The following is an 18,025-nucleotide window of genomic DNA, read 5'->3' as shown; positions in this document are numbered from 1 at the left end:
AGAGGAGGAAACGGAAATTGAAAACATCTAAGATACTCTTATCCTTATGCGCGTGCGCGATAGGGATGACCGTAGCAGCTTCTGCAGTGTCCGCCGCTCCGATTAAATCAGGTACTCAAAGCGAGCATGTGCTTGATATCCAGGAACGTCTGAGCTCACTTGGCTATTTTAAAGAGGGGGTAACCGGGTATTACGGTTCCCTCACTGCGAAAGCAGTTAAAGCTTTTCAAACAGCTAATAAGCTGCCCGTGACCGGGGTGGCCGATGACGCCACGGTGGCAAAGCTGAAACAAAAAGCGAAACCAAAACAAAGCAGTCTGGACCAATTGGCCCGCATCATTCATTCGGAAGCCCGAGGCGAGTCCTTTGAGGGTCAGGTAGCTGTCGGTGCCGTAGTGTTAAACCGGGTGCAGTCCTCCAAGTTTCCCGACTCGATCACTGAGGTGATCTTTCAGTCCGGGCAATTTACGGCGGTCGATGACGGACAATATTCGCTTCAACCCAACAGCACCGCGTATCGTGCGGCCCGGGCAGCATTGAATGGCTCGGATCCTACCAATGGAGCGCTATATTATTACAACCCGAAAATAGCTACCGCACTATGGAGCATGGCACGCCCGCAAATTAAAACAATCGGCAGCCACATCTTCACGGATTAGATATATGTTCCGCTATGCACGCATGCCGGGATAGCGCGCATATCGAATATGGTGGCTGAATACACGGCTCTCCTCTGATTTTAAGCGGGCTGCCGGGTATCAGCTCAGCTACCAACAAAATGCTGCAAACGGCCAGGCGGGTGATGATTTCCTTGCTTGGCCGTTTATCTCTACGTTACCCACATCCCCCAATATCATCCCATACTCGACACCTATTTATTTACGAAAAAGTGGCTGTCGTTAATATTCAACATTTGAGTCTTTTAAGCATTTTATTAGTGAGTTCGTCACTTCTTCGTTATCCGTGCTTTTTCCCCAAACTACAAACTTATCTTGAGAGGATTCTTTTGAGATACATCCTGAAAAAATCATAAGAAAAGAGCATATTAATAAAAAATAAAATAATTCTATTCTTCATAAATTCCCTCGTAGTCGACGGAATCCCGCACCGATGTTGGGCGCCAAGCCGCAAAGAGTATAGCTTGATCGACAGCACACAGACCGACCGGTTCCGAAATGTCTGTTGGAAGTCACTGGTGGCTTGGCGGCGGATGGAGCGGGGGGATTCACAATAGCGATCGTGATCTCGGGCTCGGGACGGGCTAATTTGCGGCACACACGAGCAGGATGTGGCGCAAGCCGACGAAATTTTTGTTCCGGCTGCGGTGGGCCAGGTTTTCTGGGAAAACACAGGCGTTCAACCCCTAACAGTCATGCTATGCCATCCGCCGGAGTGATCGTGGCGAGGAACGGCTTAATACAGTGCTCTCCATAGGTAAAATGTAGCGTAGGCTTCCCAGTTCGTCCATCCCGACGAGAGCTCACGGATAACTTCAATCGTTGGTTTATTCTCCATGCCCATAAGATGCTTGATCGCATTGTGCAAGCCCACATCAGCGATAGGAAAAGCAGACGGGAACCTTAGACAATGCATCAGCGCGTAATTGGCCGTCCAAGGACCGATGCCGCGGATTTGTGTCAATACTTTTTCCGCGTCCGAGCAATTGCCTGTCTCGAGCAGCAGTTCTTTGCTCAGTGTTCCGGCGGCCATCGCCTTGGCGATACCAATGAGATACTCCGCTCTTCTTTTTGAAATTTGCAGCGCGGTGAGATCGTCGACTTCCAAGGCGGCGATGCGTTCTGGCGTTGGGAAGAGCCAATGTGTGCGGCCGTTCCACTCAGTATGCTCGCCAAAGGACTCCACAAAACGTCTCTTCAACGTGTAGGCGAAGGTCAGATTAATTTGCTGGCCAAGCACCGCCCAACATAGAGCCTCAAACAAGTCGGGGATACCCATATTTCGCAGACCGTGGTATTGGTCGACAACCCGCCGAAGCAAGGCGTCGTTTTGCGCCAATGCGTAGAATGGGGCCAAATCGGTGTCCAGGTCAAACCATTCTCGCACATAGCGGATAACGGCTGCCTCGGCATCTAAGTCAGCAGGAGAGGCCTGCCCTCTCGCAACAACCGCGATAGCTCCGTTGCACCCTTCGCTCACTTCCAATAACAGTGGGCCTTCTTTGTATGGCATCAGCTTATAAATTTTAGTATCGGCTACGTGCAACATACATTCGTTAGCCCACCGGGCCAAATAACCCCAGTTTTGGGCGAAATTGAATTCTTTTGGCACGCTGATCTCGACCTTTATCGCTTCATGTCCAGTGATTAATTCTGCCATGTTTATCCCTCCTCAGTCTATCATGTTAGCAATACGACCAGTATATCATAGCACGGACGGTCCGTACTTTCACACTCGGGTTCTTTTACTGCCCGGCCGAGAAGCTTCACTTCATGCTTTTCTTGGCGGGAACAGAGAAACGCCTCCGTCCAAATAAATTAGGATGGAGGCGTCACATATGTAGTTACTATGTCATGGTTTGAACAAGATTTTGAGGGAGACATCCGGATTTTCCATCAATTCGAACCCTTCGGCAATCCATTCCAGCGGCAGCTCATGCGAAATCATGGGGGACACGTCAATCATCCCGCTCTGCATAAGCCGAAGCGCCTTTTCAAAGTCTCCTCGGCTATAACACCTTGTCGTTGTCAGGGAGAGCTCTCTAAAATGCATCGCGGCCAAATCAACCGTCGGGGGCTGTTTGTATACGCTCACGACAACAATCTGCCCCTGGATTCTGACGGTTTCGATCATTTGCTTGGCTGTGATCTGATTGCCCGCTGCCTCGAACACTACATCCGCTCCTGCGCCGGCCGTCAGCTCGGCCACCTGCTGGGTGACGTTGACGCTCTTTGCGTTCAATGCGGTGAATCCAAGCTGGCGTGCTTTTGCCAAACGGTAGGTGCTGATGTCGGAAATAATAATTTCGCTCGCTCCGGCCTGCTGCGCCACGAGCCCTATCAGCAAACCTATCGGACCGCTGCCCAGGATCACAGCGGTGTCGCCTACTTTAAGGCTCGAGCGCCGCACAGTGTGAACGGCTACCGCCAGCGGCTCTGCGAGCGCCGCATGAGTGTCCGACAGCCCGGCAGGAATACGATGCAGCCGATGCACGGGCACCGCGACATATTCCGCGAATCCGCCGTGTTTATCAATGCCGATGAGCCTGAGCGTCTTACAGACGTGATACTCACCTGCGCTGCAGGCTTCACATGCGCCGCAGCTCAACGTCGGCTCGACCACGACTCGATCTCCTATCGAGAAATCGGATTGGCCGCTGATCTCCTCTATCACGCCGCTGAATTCGTGCCCCATCGCCAAAGGAGCTTGCGCTCTAGGGTGCTTGCCCCCGTAAATCATCATATCTGTGCCGCAGATTCCGGCATAGGCGACTTTAACCAGCGCCTCCCCTGGCTGCAGCATGGGCTTATCCAGTTGATCCACGGCTACATTTTTACTCGAGATATACAGCCCAGCCTTCATAATTTTCATGCCCTCCAAGCTATGTAGTGGTGACCTGAGCACAGTTCGACTGTCCAACAGGGAATTGTATGCGTATACAAAAACGCATGAAGAACGGTCAGCGATGCAGATGAAATAATGACTGACAGATAACTTACACAATCATATATAATAAAAAGTTTTAGTTCAAGGGTGAGTTCCTCCGGCTGTCGGCCTGAGCTGAGATAATTGTTGCATAGACTACGCTGTAGATTGGTGAAAATATGTTAAAGAGGTAAATATAGATATATTGTCGACCAGGTTGAAGTCAAAAGTCTCTAAAAGGAATGGTAGCCATGCACAAGGACTGGGAGCAAATCTGTGAACAGTTTATACAAGCGACGTCTTATTCACCGCGTGAGTTGGAGACAATGACGCGCGGCAGGCGATATGAGCAAGGGCAGCGTCCCCCGACTTACCTGGGCTACCCCCGCGCCAGAGTGCGCGTGGATTTAGGGGAACCGCATCTTACGGCCACACCAGACTTGTGGGAAGTGATAGCAGATCGCCGTTCACGGAGAAATTTTTTAGACAAGCCTATTTCTCTCAACGTGCTGAACCAATTGTTGTGGGGCACACAAGGGATCACCGCGGATATGGGGGACTACCAGCTTAGAACGACGCCGTCTGCAGGCGCGCTGTACCCGATTGAAACTTATCTGTTGGTCAACAACGTGGAGGGATTGCAAAAGGGGCTTTACCATCTCAATGTAAAAGAGTGGACATTGGAAGGATTGAAGCTGGAGGACGTGTCCGAACTATCTTATGAATTCACACTCGGCCAAGAAATGACGAAGATATCTGCGGTCAATTTTGTATGGACAGCTATGATTCCACGCACAAAAACGAAATACTACGAGAGGGCATACCGGTATATTTGGTGGGATGTCGGACACATTGCCCAACAGCTGCATATCTTAGGCAATGCATTACAGTTAGGTGTTTGTACGATTGGGGCTTGGTATGACAGCGAGGTAAACAAATATTTAGAACTCGATGGCAGAGACCATCTTTCCGTTCTCATGGCCGCAGTGGGCCAGGTGGAAGGCGAGGATTGGCTGGAAGACAGAAGACCGCGAGCAAGGGGCAAATAATTTTCATAAATATCGCACAATAGCTGTCACAGTGAAAGTACCTAAGCCATCATTCCAATAATCCTTTTCGCCGAAAATATATCAAACTCATATTGCGATGCGCATGGAAACATGGTAAAAGTGATGTGAGCGAAACAGTATACCATACGGGTAGAGCACCTGTGTTTATTGAGGCGAAGAAAGCTCCCTCGCGGGGGCGAACTAAGCTATAAGGCGAGGGGGATGGAACGATGGAGGTCGCACTGGACATCATAGTCCGCTCGACGGAAATTGATATGAACGGGCATGTGAACAACGCGAAGTATTTGGAGTACCTGGAGTGGGGCCGGGAGGAATGGTACGAGCGCGCCGGGCTGCCGTATGATGTGTTCCTGCAAATGGGCATTCAAACCGTGACTGTCAATGTCAACATCAATTACCGCAAGGAGTGCCGGCAGGGAGACAAGCTGTCCATCTACACGCGGCCCAGTAGGATGGGGCGGAGCAGCTATGTGCTGGAGCAAATGATCTTTAACCAACGGGGTGAACTGTGCGCTGACGCGATGGTGACTTGTGTGACGATGGACTCGGAGACGCGGAAAAGCCGTGAACTGCCGGCCGAATTGCGCAGCAAGTTCGTCTGATTCCGTGCGCGCTCAGCCGCGGCCGCAGAACTGCCTGAATCAAATAACTTCGCATGGTCCTGCCCCTTTCCGGCATATTATCATGACAGGTAAGGTATTATGGCAAAAAAGCCCCTTTCCGTAATGGAAAGCGCTTACTAAAACATTCACTGAAGGAGGACCCATCCAATGGGCATAAAAGCGGTGTTTCTGGCTGAACCGGACAACAAGTATATTACGCGCGTGTTCGATGAGAGTACCATGCGTCGCTTGAAAAAGACAGTGAATCTGTATTCGGAGTACATCCACAGGCATAACGCACGCCACCATGCCGAGGCGCTCAAGGATGTGGAAGTCGCTTTTTCCACCTGGGGCATCCCCCATTTCACCGCAGCTGAGATCCGGACCTGGTTCCCCAATTTAAAAGCGTTGTTCTACGCGGCCGGCTCGGTGCAGCGTTTCGCCAGGCAATTCTTGTCCTGTGGCGTCATTCTGGTAAGCAGTTGGGCGGCGAACGCCGTGCCGGTGGCGGAATATACCGCAGCGCAGATCGTGCTCGCCAACAAAGGTTACTTTTTAACGTCCAGGCAGTACAAACTCGGTTATGCAGAAGCCAGACGATTGATGAACCTGTATCCAGGAAACTATGGAGCGAGAGTTGGTATCATCGGAGCGGGCATGATCGGCCGCAAGGTCATCGGTCTGCTGCGCGCCTCCGATTTGGAGATCGACGTGTTTGATCCGTTCCTGCCTGACGCGGCAGCGGCAGAATTAGGCGTCCGAAAAACGGATTTGGTCGATTTATTCCGCCGGTGTGACACAATTTCCAATCACCTGGCAAATCTTCCGGAAACGGTCGGCATCCTGCGCAGCGAGCACTTCGACAAAATGCTGCCTCATGCCACGTTCATTAATACCGGCAGGGGCGCCCAGGTGGTGGAGGCGGATTTGATCCGAGCACTGCGTGAGGTGCCGACGCGGACCGCGGTGTTGGATGTCACGCATCCGGAACCTGTGCAGGACGACAGTGAGCTGCTTAGGCTGGATAATGTGATACTTACGCCCCATATCGCAGGGAGCTTGGGCCTGGAAGTCGCCCGCATGGGAGTGGTGGCGGCAGAGGAATTTGAGTGCTTCACCCGCGGACAACCCTTACGGTATCAGGTCACTGAAGACATGCTGGCAACCATGGCGTGAAGTCGGCAGTACTGCGAACGTGGGCAGGACACGTAATATAGATCACCGAACAATCACCGTCTACAGATATTGTCAGACGGTGTTTTTTTTTGTGTTGTACGGCACATGCAAGGTGCGGTTCCACCTGTGTTGATACATGAATTTTTTAGGAGACGTTTCCAGCTGTAAAAGTACTAGTAGGTCTTTTTGCTCATAGCGCAGCACGGTGGTGCGAAAATTCGCGGTATAGGAAATTGGTACGACAATCTATTCATGAAAAAGTATATCTTTTTTAAAATTAATAGGTTAAAATGGAATATATTATCAAAAGAGGAACAATTATTTACATTATTTTACCAGTGTCATGCGCTGCTACTAACGACCCGGGTGGTGAAACCAATGCTCATCCATTTTTTAGGCCCTATATCAAAAATTTACAAATAAAAAACGCCATTGACAGGCCGAGACTGGCATAATGGTGATGATTGGACGATTTTACCGCAGTTATTCGACAACTAAAAACACGCGACTTGTTAAGGGCAACCTATAGAAGTGTAGGAACGCAAAGCCATGGCCTGAAAGCGTCGGGGACGCCATGGTCGACAGCAGCCGAGTGTCTAGGGGAGTGCATCTTTGTTGTTCGGATGGATTTTTTATTTCAAATCGACCAGCTACTGAGGAGGAGAAGTGCATGCACAGCGTCGTTTATTATCCGCTAACCCACGCGCAGCAGCGAATTTGGTATACGGAGAAATTTTACCCAGGGACAAGCATTGCGAATCTGGGCGGTTTTGCAAAACTGAGAGCGGAAGGAGGGTTTAACAGCGTTCTCTTGATCCAGGCGATCAGGCGGTTGGTAAGTTTGAACGACTCACTAAGATTGAGACTGGTGTCTGCACAGGACGGCGGAGAGGTCAAGCAGTATGTATCGGATGATCAAGATTTTGACATTGCCTGGTTGGATTACGGCGATACCGGAGGCGATGCCGGTTCGATTCTCGAATGGGGCGAGGCTGAGTTACGAAAGCCAATGGTTCTCTATGACTCTCACTTATTCCAATTTACCCTGTTTAAGATTAATGGTGACGAATGCTGGTTGTTCGTGAAAGTTCACCATATCATAGCCGACGGAATCTCTATGGTGATGCTGGTGAATCAAATCATCGATCTCTATTTAGAGCTTACGAAAGGAGCTGAAGCATCTCAAATCAACCCGCCTTCCTATCTGGAACATATACAAAGTGAGGTGAATTATGAACAGTCTGAGCGTTACCGCAAAGACAAGCAGTATTGGCACAATAAATTCGCGGCCTTGCCGGAATTCGCATGGTTAAAGCGCAGCGATTCATACGGGATACGCACCGAAGCCGGACGTTTATCCAAAGTCATTCCCGATACGCTGCAAACCGGTGTTGAGCTATTTTGCAAAGCATACAATGTTAGTCCGCTTTCCTTGTTTTTATCGATACTGGATATTTACATGTGGCGTGCTACCGGACAAGCCGATGTGGTCGTTGGAACGTTCATGGCCAATCGGACCAATGCGAAAGAGAAGCAGATGCTTGGTATGTTCGTGTCTACCGTGCCTGTCCACACCCATGTAGATGCCAACGAGCATGTCGCAGCCTTCGTCAACCAAAAGATGAAAGATCAAATCACGATCATCCGCCACCAGAAGTATCCGTATGATGTGCTGGTGAACGAGCTGCGGGAAAAGCACGGCAGTGTTGAGAGGCTGTTCGGGGTGTCTCTGGAGTATCAGGTTATGCAGTGGCGTGAGAAGGAAGATATTTCTTATCTGACCGAACCCTTCTTTAGCGGGCATGAGATCAATGATATCTCTATACACGTAAAAGAACGCTGGGATACGGGACGTTTGGCGATGGATATTGATTATCGCACCGACCTGTTCACGAAGGATGAAATCGAAGATTTGTTTCAACGCATGATGAACCTGCTCTCAGACGCGCTGGCACACCCTCACAAAAAACTGCATGAGCTGGAAATGTGCACACCGGAGGAGCAACAACAACTGTTGCAGATGTCTGGTGACACCGTGATGTCTTACCGGAAAGACATGACGGTGCATGGTGTGTTCGAAGAGCGTGCGGCTGCCATTGCGTCCCAAACGGCAATAGAGCAGGGCCCAGAAATGCAATTGAGCTATCAGGAGCTCAACGAACAGTCAAACCGGTTGGCCCGCGTTTTACGGTCAAAGGGAGTCGGCCCGGACACGCCGGTAGCGATTTTGATGGCGCGCTCTGGCCGGGTGCCTATGGTGATGCTGGCAATAATGAAAGCAGGCGGGGCATACGTGCCGATTGATCCCGAGGCTCCGCGAGAACGGGTTCGTTTCATTATTGAGGATGCCGGCGCGAAACTGGTAGTTGCTGACGAGGAGCTGCTGCAGCGAGGCGAAGTGCCATTAGTGGAAACCGTGCTGTTGGAGGAAAAACTGCTGCTTGAAGGTGACGGCAGCAATTTAACGGAAGTCGCCGGTCCGGGCAATTTGGCCTACATCATCTACACGTCGGGAACGACGGGTAAGCCGAAGGGCGTGATGATCGAGCATCGCCAAGTGCTGCATCTCGTCGCAGCGTTGGAGCGTCAAGTGTACAGAGCATACGACACCGCCATGCGTGTAGGGCTGATCGCGTCCTTTCACTTTGATGCGTCCGTTCAGCAGATTTTCGCAGCACTGCTGCTGGGCCACACGTTGTGTGTCTCCCCTAAGTTGGCGCTGGCCGATGGCGGCTCGCTGGCGGATTTTTACCGGGCCAACTGCATTGACGTGACGGACGGCACGCCGGCTCATGTGCAAATGCTGCTCACTGCGGGCGACCTTAGAGGAGTTAGTCTGCGGCACTTGCTGATCGGCGGCGAAGCTCTGCCTCGGGAGGCCGTGCGGCAGCTGCAACAACTGTTTAAGCAAAGCGGCCGGGTGCCTGTGATAACGAACGTCTACGGACCGACGGAATGCTGCGTGGATGCCTCTGCGTTCGACATCCTGCCGGAGCAGGATGATGCGGACCACGGGGCGGCGTATCTGCCCATCGGTAAGCCGTTGGGAGGTAATCGGCTGTACATCCTTGATCCATACGGACGTATGCAGCCGGTAGGATTAACAGGTGAATTATGCATTGCCGGCGAGGGAGTAGGGCGCGGATACCTGAACCTGCCGGCATTGACTGCGGAGAAATTTGTGGCTGATCCATTCGTCCCTGGGCACACCATGTACCGCACGGGCGATTTGGCCTGCTGGCGGCCGGACGGCACTGTGCAGTTCTTGGGTCGGATGGACGATCAGGTTAAGATACGCGGTTACAGAATCGAGCTCGGTGAGATTGAAGCGGTTCTGGGCAAGCACCCGGACGTGGAGAAAGCGGTAGTTATCGCCCGTCCTGATGGACGCGATGGACGTACGGGCGCGGATCTTTGCGCATTTTTGGTGTTCCGCAATACGGATCACATGTTTTCAATAACGGAATTGAGGAACCATTTAGGCCGAGAGCTGCCCCCATATATGATTCCGTCTTACTTTGTGTCTGTGGAGCAGATTCCGCTGACATCCAGCGGGAAAGTGGACCGCAGGGCGCTGCTTTCACAAGACATCGTTATATCCGGGGGGCGGGAGTATGCTGCGCCGACGAACGAAGTGGAGGCTCGGATCGCCGGGATTTGGCAGGATGTGCTTGGCGTGGAGCGAGTTGGCTTGCATGATCACTTCTTTGAGCTCGGCGGACATTCGCTCAAGGCGATGGCCGTGCTATCCCGCGTGCACAAAGAGTGCGGCGTTGAGGTGCCGCTGCAGGTAATCTTCCAATTTCCCACGGTTCGCACCTTGGCGGAGTACGTAGCGGGTGCGGAGCGTAAGGCGTTCGTGGCCATCGAGCCCGCGCAAATAAGTGAAAAGTATCCTCTATCGTTCGCCCAGAAACGGGTATACGTTGTGAGTCAGTTAGAAGAGGCCGGGATCGGCTACAACATGCCGGCGGCGGTCAGGCTGGACGGCCCTGTTGACACCGTCCGTCTGGAGCAGGCGTTTTACCAGCTTATTCAACGGCATGAGTCGCTCCGAACGTCTTTCATAAGCGTTGACGGGACACCTGCACAACGGGTGCATGACCATGTTCCGTTTAGGATCACCACGGCGGATCAGTCGGATTGGGGACAGCTGGAGGCCACAATGACGTCTTTCGTTCGGCCGTTTGACTTAAGCCAAGCGCCCTTACTAAGGGTAGCGCTGGTCCGACTAGCAGATGAACACCATATCATGCTGGTCGATATGCACCATCTGGTGTCGGATGGGGTGTCCATTGGCATTATACTCAGTGATTTGGCCCGTGCGTATTCCGGGGAGCAGCTGCCGGAGCTCCGGCTGCAGTACAAAGATTATGCTGTGTGGCAGGCCAGAAGGCAGGAGGCTGAGAACGATCGGGATGAGCCGTATTGGCTGACGGCGTTCAGCGGGGAACTGCCTGTGCTGCAGCTGTTGACTGACTCACCGAGACCTGCGGTGCAAAGCTTCCACGGAGACCGGGTGTCGATGTCTGTGAGCGCAGGCTTAAAAGACAAATTGCACATCCTGGCCGACGCCAACGGCGCCACTTTGTTCATGGTTCTGCTGGCTACCTATTATGCTCTGCTCGCCAGATATACGGGCCAGGACGACATTGTGGTTGGTACGCCTGCGGCGGGCAGGAATCACGGTGACCTCGGCGGTATCGTCGGGATGTTCGTCAACACGCTGCCGCTGCGGATGAGGATCAACCGGCAGCACAGCTTTGTCGATCTGCTCGACGATCTGCGCCGCACGGCGCTGGAGGCTTTCGAGCATCAAAGCTACCCGCTGGAACAGCTGGTGGAAAAGCTCGCACTACCGAGGGACTTGAGCCGGAATCCGCTGTTTGATGCGGTGTTTAGCTTGCAGAACGCGATGGACGGCATGCCGGACATCGGTGAAATCCAGTTATCGGTGTATGAGACGAATTTCCATGTGGCGAAGTTCGATCTCACTTTGCAGGCAAAAGAAGAGCCGGATGGTATCACATTGGAGATGGATTATAGCACGGCGTTGTTCACCAGAGGCACGGTTCAGCGGATGTTGGGGCACTATGTCAATCTGCTTGAGGCTGTCGCCCAAGACTCCACTGCTCCGCTGGGACAACACAGAATGCTTACGCCGGAAGAGGAGCGGCCGCTTTTGCAGGACTTCAATCCGCCGGCGACCCAGTATCCCAAACATCGGACCATCGTGGAATTGCTCGAAGAACAGGCGCAGACGGCTCCAGATGCAGAGGCGTTGTCTTTCGAAGGCCATAAGCTCAGTTATAAGCAATTAAACGAGCGGGCGAATCGGCTTGCACGCAGTCTATGTGCTGCAAGTATTCGGCCGGGAGATGTCGTCGCGATGCTGATGAACCGCTCAGTGGAGATGATTGTCGGTGTGCTTGCGATCCTGAAGGCGGGGGCAGCCTACGTGCCCGTGGATCCGGAGCATCCTGTCCAACGGATGGAATATTTTCTGTCGGACAGCGGAGCTGCTGTGCTGCTGACCCAGCGTGCACATGAATCTAAGGCGTCTGAGCTGGCTTTTTCCGGAATGTGCCTATATGCCGATGATGCGGAACATTACACATCGTCCGGAGCCAACCTTGGTGTCGCGATTCAACCGGGGGATCTTGCCAATTTCACCTACACTTCCGGTACTTCCGGCAATCCCAAGGGCAACATGGTCACACATGCGAACATCATCCGGACAATGAAAAATACGAATTATCTCGAAGTAAGCAACCAAGATGTGTTTATTTCCCTGTCTAATTACGTATTCGACGCATTCATGTTCGATGTATTCGGCTCACTGTTGAACGGTGCGAAGCTTGTGCTCGCTGCCAAAGACACCGTCTTGGATATCGCGCTCCTGCCGAAGGTGATCGAACGGGAAGGCATCACTATCATGATGATAACGACGGCCCTGTTCAATCTGCTTGTCGACGTAAGTCCGGGCTGCCTGACCGGTATCCGGAAGGTACTGTTCGGCGGGGAGCGGGCGTCGGTCGAGCACGTGCGTAAAGCACTGCAGGCGGCTGGACCGGGAACACTGCTGCACATGTACGGACCATCGGAGAGCACGGTGTTCGCTACGTACCATGCCGTCGATGAGATACCGGATGACGCGACTGCGATTCCGATCGGAAAGCCTGTCAGCAATACTACGGTGTTAATTCTCGATGCATTCCGTCAGCCCCAGCCGATTGGGGTGCCGGGTGAATTATGTGTCGGCGGTGATGGGCTAGTACTGGGCTATGCGAACCGCCCCGAGCTGACCGCGGAGAAGTTCGTCACCCATCCGTTCGACGGAACAAGCCGGCTGTACCGGACGGGCGATCTGGCACGCTGGCTGCCGGACGGCAGTATTGAGTTTATCGGCCGCATCGATCATCAGGTCAAAATTCGCGGTCAGCGCATTGAGCTGGGCGAGATAGAGCATCAACTACTGAGGCATACATCGATCCGTGAAGCCGTCGTTCTGGCTGTCGACGCACCGTCGGGTGCAGCCGGCGACAAGATGCTTTGCGCTTATGTCGTAGCGGACGCGCCGCTCTCGCACAGTGAACTGAGAGAGCATGCGGCGAAGGAATTGCCGGTTTATATGATCCCAACCACATTCGTGCAGATGGAGGAGCTGCCGCTCACCGGTAACGGCAAAGTTGACCGGCGGGCGCTGCCGCAGCCGGTGATGAGTGACCACGCGGGCGCAGATTACACAGCTCCACGCAGTCCAGCGGAAACACAACTGACCGCAATTTGGGCGGAAGTGCTCGGCATTAAGCGGATCGGAGTGCATGACAATTTCTTCGAGCTGGGTGGTCACTCACTGAAGGCCATGTCTATGCTGGCCCGCATTCGCCAGACAATGCAGGCGGAAGTACCGCTCCGTACGCTGTTCGAAGCACCCACGGTGGCCGCACTCGCCGAGGTCATCGCCTCCGCGGAGACAAACGCGTATGCTGCCATACCACTGGCCGCACCACAGGAAACGTACCCGCTCTCCTCGGCGCAAAAACGGTTGTATATACTGCACCAGCTGCAGGGGGCACAGCAGAGCTACAATATGCCGTCGGTGCTGCGCATCGAGGGCCCCCTTGATCGGGAGCGGTTTGAAGCGGTGATGACGCAGCTGATCGAACGTCATGAAGCTCTGCGCACGTCATTCGACGAGGTTGTGGGGGAACCCGTTCAGCGGATTCATCAGCAAGTTGATTTTACAGTGGCGTACCGCGAAGCTGGAGAAGACCAAGCGGAACGCTTGATTAAACAGTTCATCCGGCCATTTGACTTGAAACAAGCACCGCTTTTACGGGTTGAGGTCGTCGGGACTGCCGAACAGCAGCACCTGCTCCTGTTCGATATGCATCATATCATCTCGGATGGCATGTCCGTCAGCGTGCTCATAAAAGAAATAACGCAGCTGTATGCAGGCGAAACGCTGCAGCCACTGCGAATTCAATACAAAGACTATGCGGCGTGGCAGCAATCCTGGGCAGACACAGATTCGTACCGTGAACAGGAGGATTACTGGCTTGCGCAATTCGCCGACGAGCCGCCTGTGCTCAGCCTGCCCACGGATCATGCGCGTCCTGCCGTACAGCAGTTCGCGGGAGGCCGGGTTGATTTCGAGTTGGACTCGGAGCTCTCCCAGGGGTTGTATAAGCTGGCACGAGACACAGACACCACCTTGTATATGGTGCTGCTCGCCGCCTATAGTACGCTGCTGGCCAAGCTGAGCGGACAGGAAGATATCGTTGTGGGCTCCCCTGTGGCGGGCAGACCGCACACCAGCTTGGATGGCATCGTCGGCATGTTCGTGAACACGCTGGCCATGCGTACTCGCCCGAGGTTGGACCAGCCTTTCACCGAATATTTGCGTGAGGTGAAGCAGTTGGCGCTGGGTGCGTACGAGCACCAGAACTATCCGTTCGAAGAGCTGGTGGGGAAAATTCAAACTGAGCGGGACATGAGCCGTAATCCGGTTTTTGACGCACTGCTTGCTCTTCAAAATATGGACATGGCCACGCTGCAGATGTCCGACGCTCGTTTGGAGCCATATAATTTCGACTTCGACATAGCCAAATTCGACCTGTCACTGTCGGTTGTGGAGCAAGATGAGCGATTAGCATGCAGCATGGAATACAGCACGGCTTTGTTTAAACGTGAGACGATTGAGCGGTGGATCGGGCATCTCGTGGAGCTACTGCGTAATGTCACAGCCCAGCCGGACGTGACGCTGGCTCACGTCAACATGATGACGGAAGCCGACATAGTCCAGGTGGTGGCCGGCTTCAACGACACGAAGAGGGCATACCCTCGGGATCAAACGATCCATGCACTGTTCGAAGAACAGGCTGAGCGAGTTCCGGATAAAGTCGCGGTGGTGTTAGGCGCAGATGAGCTCACTTACCGTGAGCTGAACGAGCGGGCGAACCGTCTAGCGGGCTTGCTAAGGGCCAAGGGCGTGCAGCCGGAGAGCATCATCGGAATGATGCTGGAACCGTCGGTAGATGTTGTGGTTGCCATCATCGCGATTCTTAAAGCGGGCTGCGCTTATATGCCGATCGATCCGGACTATCCGGACGAACGGCTGCGGTATCTGATTGCGGACAGCAGAGCGGCGCTGGTGTTGACCACAGGTCGAATGGCCGGTCGTTTGCAGGGAATAGATGTGCTTTGCATCGACGACGACAATCTCGCCGAAGCCTTGAACAAGCGCGGCGCAGCGGAACAATCTATGACGACGCCGCATGTCGGGCTAGCACGAAATTTGGCCTATGTCATCTACACATCCGGTTCTACCGGTCAGCCGAAAGGCGTGATGGTCGAACATCGCAATGTGGTGCGGTTGGTGAAAAATGCCGGTTATATTCCACTAGACGACGACTGCCGGATGGCGCAGACTGGTTCGATCAGCTTTGACGCAAGCACATTTGAGATGTTCGGCGCCCTGCTGAATGGGGGCACGCTGTACCCGGTGCCGAAATCCACGTTGTTGGACGCACATGGCTTCGCGCAGTTTTTGGCGCAACATCAGATTACTACGATGTGGCTGACTTCTCCTTTGTTCAATCAGCTGGCGCAGGAGAACGCTGCAATGTTCGCATATATGCGCGATCTGATCATCGGAGGCGACGCTTTAACGCCACGCTATGTTAACCAGGTTCGGCATGCATGCCCGGGGCTTACCCTGTGGAACGGGTACGGCCCGACGGAGAACACCACGTTTTCCACGTGCTTCAGGATTGACGAGGACTATGCAGAGCATATTCCGATCGGGCGGCCCATCGGCAATTCAACGGCATACATCGTGAATGCTTACAATCAGCCTCAGCCCATTGGGGTGCCTGGAGAGCTGTGTGTGGGTGGAGATGGGGTGGCGCGCGGATACTCAAACCGTCCGGATTTGACCCTTGAGAAGTTTGTCGCCGACCCGTTTGCGCCAGGGAAAACAATGTACCGGACAGGTGATTTGGCACGCTGGCTGCCGAACGGTTCGATTGAATTTATGGGCCGGATCGATCAACAGGTCAAAGTTCGGGGATTCCGGATAGAGCTCGGGGAAATCGAGGCACAGCTGATGCTTATCGACGATGTTGAGGACGCAGTGGTTGTCGTAAGGCAGGATGCCGCAGGCGCGAACTATCTTTGCGCTTATGTGGCAGCTGAGCGGGAACTGTCGGCACAAGAACTGCGTACCGCTTTGTCGCAGACGCTGCCGGCATACATGCTCCCTTCGTATTTTGTACAAGTGGACAGAATGCCGCTTACGGCCAATGGAAAAGTGGACCGTAAAGCTCTGCCCGAACAGGGGGCTGACACAAGCGGTGAAGAGTACGCAGCTCCAAGAAACGAGGGCGAGCGAATTCTTTGCGAGGTGTGGCAGGATGTGCTCGGCGTGCAGCGGGTCGGCATCACAGACAATTTCTTCTCGTTGGGCGGCGATTCGATCAAAGCCATCCAAATGGCCGCCCGCCTGAACAAGCAGGGATGGAAGCTGGACATGAAAGACTTGTTCCAAAATCCGACCATCGGGCAGGTAAGTGTGTATTTGCAATCGACCAAGGGTGCACAGGCGGCACAGACACCTGTAATTGGGGAAGTGGCCCTGACTCCGATCCAAAAATGGTTTTTCGAGCGCCGTTTCACGGATATCCACCATTGGAATCAGGCTGTCATGCTGTTCGCACCTAAGGGGCTGCAGCCCGACCTCGCAGAACGGGCGCTCAATAAGATCATTGAGCACCACGATGCTCTCCGTATGAGCTTTGAATGGACAGCAGACGGGCATGTTTCACAATTTAATCACGCACCTGCAGATATGCTGGCGCCAGTGGAGGTCATCCGGTTGGACGAGCCGGAGGAACAACTCGAACAGGCTGTTCTGCTCGAGGCGGAACGCATACAGTCCGGGATCGATTTAGTCTGCGGCCCGTTAGTTAAAACCGCGATTTTCCACACCCAGCGGGGAGATCATCTGCTTATCGCCATCCATCATTTGGTTGTGGACGGGGTGTCATGGCGCATTTTAATGGAGGATTTGGTGACCGGATATGTGCAAGCCGAGCAAGGGCAAGCCATCGTGCTTCCTGCTAAAACCCATTCATACATGGAGTGGGCGACACGGCTGCAGCAATATGCCAACTCATACTCGCTTTTGCAGGAAGTCAGCTATTGGAGCAGGTTGGAACAATTGGGTGGTCGCTCGCTCCCTAAGGACGCTGTGGTAGATGAGAGGCGGATGCGGCATGCACGTACGGTTGGGTTTACCCTCACGCCTGGAGAAACGGAGCTGCTGACAACCCGCGCTCACGCTGCATATCGCACCGAGATGAACGATATACTGCTGACCGCGCTCGGCCTTGCCGTGCATGAATGGACGGGGTTTGAACAGCTGCTCGTTAATCTCGAAGGACATGGTCGCGAGGAGATTATGGAGGACATCAACGTCTCCCGTACAGTGGGCTGGTTCACGACACAGTATCCAGTCGTGCTGGATATGCGATACGCCGATGATGCGTCTTATCAGATCAAGCGGGTGAAAGAGGACTTGCGCCACATTCCCAACAAAGGGATTGGCTTCGGTATTTTGCGCTATTTGACGGCTGAAGCGAACCGGGCGGGTCTCTCGTTTCAGGTGGTGCCTGAGATCAGCTTCAACTACCTAGGGGAATACGATAACGGCGCAGGAATGGATCTGTTCAAGCGGTCGCATCTGCCCATCGGGAACTCGCTCAGCCCTTCCACGGAAAAAATGCATGCATTGGACGTTGTCGGGGTGATCGAAGCGGGCGCACTCAGCATGAGCATCTCCTACGATGAGCACGAATACGCGGAACATACCATGAGGCAGTTGAGCGAAAACTTCAAAATGCAACTACAACGCCTGATCGAGCACTGCTTAAGCCAGGACGGCGCCGAGCTCACGCCAAGCGATCTTGGAGACGACGATCTGACACTGGAGGAACTTGACAAACTGCTGGAAATTATTTGAGTCGCCTAATCCACGTGCATTTCTTAGGAGCCGTTTATGCATGGAAATGC

7 protein-coding genes are annotated in these 18,025 nt (G+C 53.4%); 5 read left to right on the top strand and 2 right to left on the bottom strand.

Features of this window, described 5'->3' with window-relative positions; all coding sequences use genetic code 11:
• Positions 1-17 precede the first annotated feature (17 nt).
• The gene (locus CBW46_RS12445) at positions 18-659 is read left to right on the top strand and encodes a cell wall hydrolase (protein WP_089200327.1); all 642 of its coding nucleotides are present in this window, start codon (positions 18-20) and stop codon (positions 657-659) included.
• Positions 660-1,413: 754 nt separating this feature from the next.
• Here CBW46_RS12445 and CBW46_RS12440 read toward each other — a convergent pair.
• Positions 1,414-2,325, bottom strand: coding sequence for a DNA-3-methyladenine glycosylase family protein (locus CBW46_RS12440; protein ID WP_424446379.1), 912 nt, complete (start codon positions 2,323-2,325; stop codon positions 1,414-1,416).
• Between the two features lie 204 nt (positions 2,326-2,529).
• Positions 2,530-3,549 carry a zinc-dependent alcohol dehydrogenase gene (locus tag CBW46_RS12435; RefSeq protein ID WP_243633287.1) on the bottom strand — a complete coding sequence of 340 codons (1,020 nt, stop codon included), beginning with the start codon at positions 3,547-3,549 and terminating at the stop codon, positions 2,530-2,532.
• A gap of 305 nt (positions 3,550-3,854) precedes the next feature.
• Here CBW46_RS12435 and CBW46_RS12430 point away from each other — a divergent pair, with 305 nt between their 5' ends.
• From CBW46_RS12430 to CBW46_RS12410, 4 genes are all read left to right on the top strand, one after another.
• Positions 3,855-4,652 (top strand): SagB/ThcOx family dehydrogenase, encoded by a 798-nt coding sequence (locus CBW46_RS12430; protein ID WP_089200324.1) that lies wholly within the window; start codon positions 3,855-3,857, stop codon positions 4,650-4,652.
• Positions 4,653-4,882: 230 nt separating this feature from the next.
• A complete protein-coding gene (locus CBW46_RS12425) occupies positions 4,883-5,275 on the top strand; it encodes an acyl-CoA thioesterase (RefSeq protein WP_089200323.1) in 393 nt (130 codons plus the stop codon).
• 168 nt (positions 5,276-5,443) lie between these two features.
• Positions 5,444-6,451: a hydroxyacid dehydrogenase gene (locus tag CBW46_RS12420; RefSeq protein WP_089200322.1), complete on the top strand. Its 1,008-nt coding sequence runs from the start codon at positions 5,444-5,446 to the stop codon at positions 6,449-6,451.
• A gap of 670 nt (positions 6,452-7,121) precedes the next feature.
• Positions 7,122-17,975 (top strand): non-ribosomal peptide synthetase, encoded by a 10,854-nt coding sequence (locus CBW46_RS12410; RefSeq protein ID WP_089200320.1) that lies wholly within the window; start codon positions 7,122-7,124, stop codon positions 17,973-17,975.
• Positions 17,976-18,025: the final 50 nt, after the last annotated feature.

It is taken from the genome of Paenibacillus xerothermodurans (assembly GCF_002220865.2).
Taxonomy (GTDB): Bacteria; Bacillota; Bacilli; order Paenibacillales; family NBRC-103111; genus Paenibacillus_S; species Paenibacillus_S xerothermodurans.
The sequence above is the reverse complement of the archived record's forward strand: the minus strand, read 5'-3'. Positions and strand labels throughout refer to the sequence as shown.

Coding starts and splice junctions, on each gene's coding strand:
- CBW46_RS12435 (WP_243633287.1), bottom strand. CDS start 3,549: ATGAAAATTATGAAGGCTGGGCTGTATATCTCGAGTAAAAATGTAGCC.
- CBW46_RS12430 (WP_089200324.1), top strand. CDS start 3,855: ATGCACAAGGACTGGGAGCAAATCTGTGAACAGTTTATACAAGCGACG.
- CBW46_RS12425 (WP_089200323.1), top strand. CDS start 4,883: ATGGAGGTCGCACTGGACATCATAGTCCGCTCGACGGAAATTGATATG.
- CBW46_RS12420 (WP_089200322.1), top strand. CDS start 5,444: ATGGGCATAAAAGCGGTGTTTCTGGCTGAACCGGACAACAAGTATATT.
- CBW46_RS12410 (WP_089200320.1), top strand. CDS start 7,122: ATGCACAGCGTCGTTTATTATCCGCTAACCCACGCGCAGCAGCGAATT.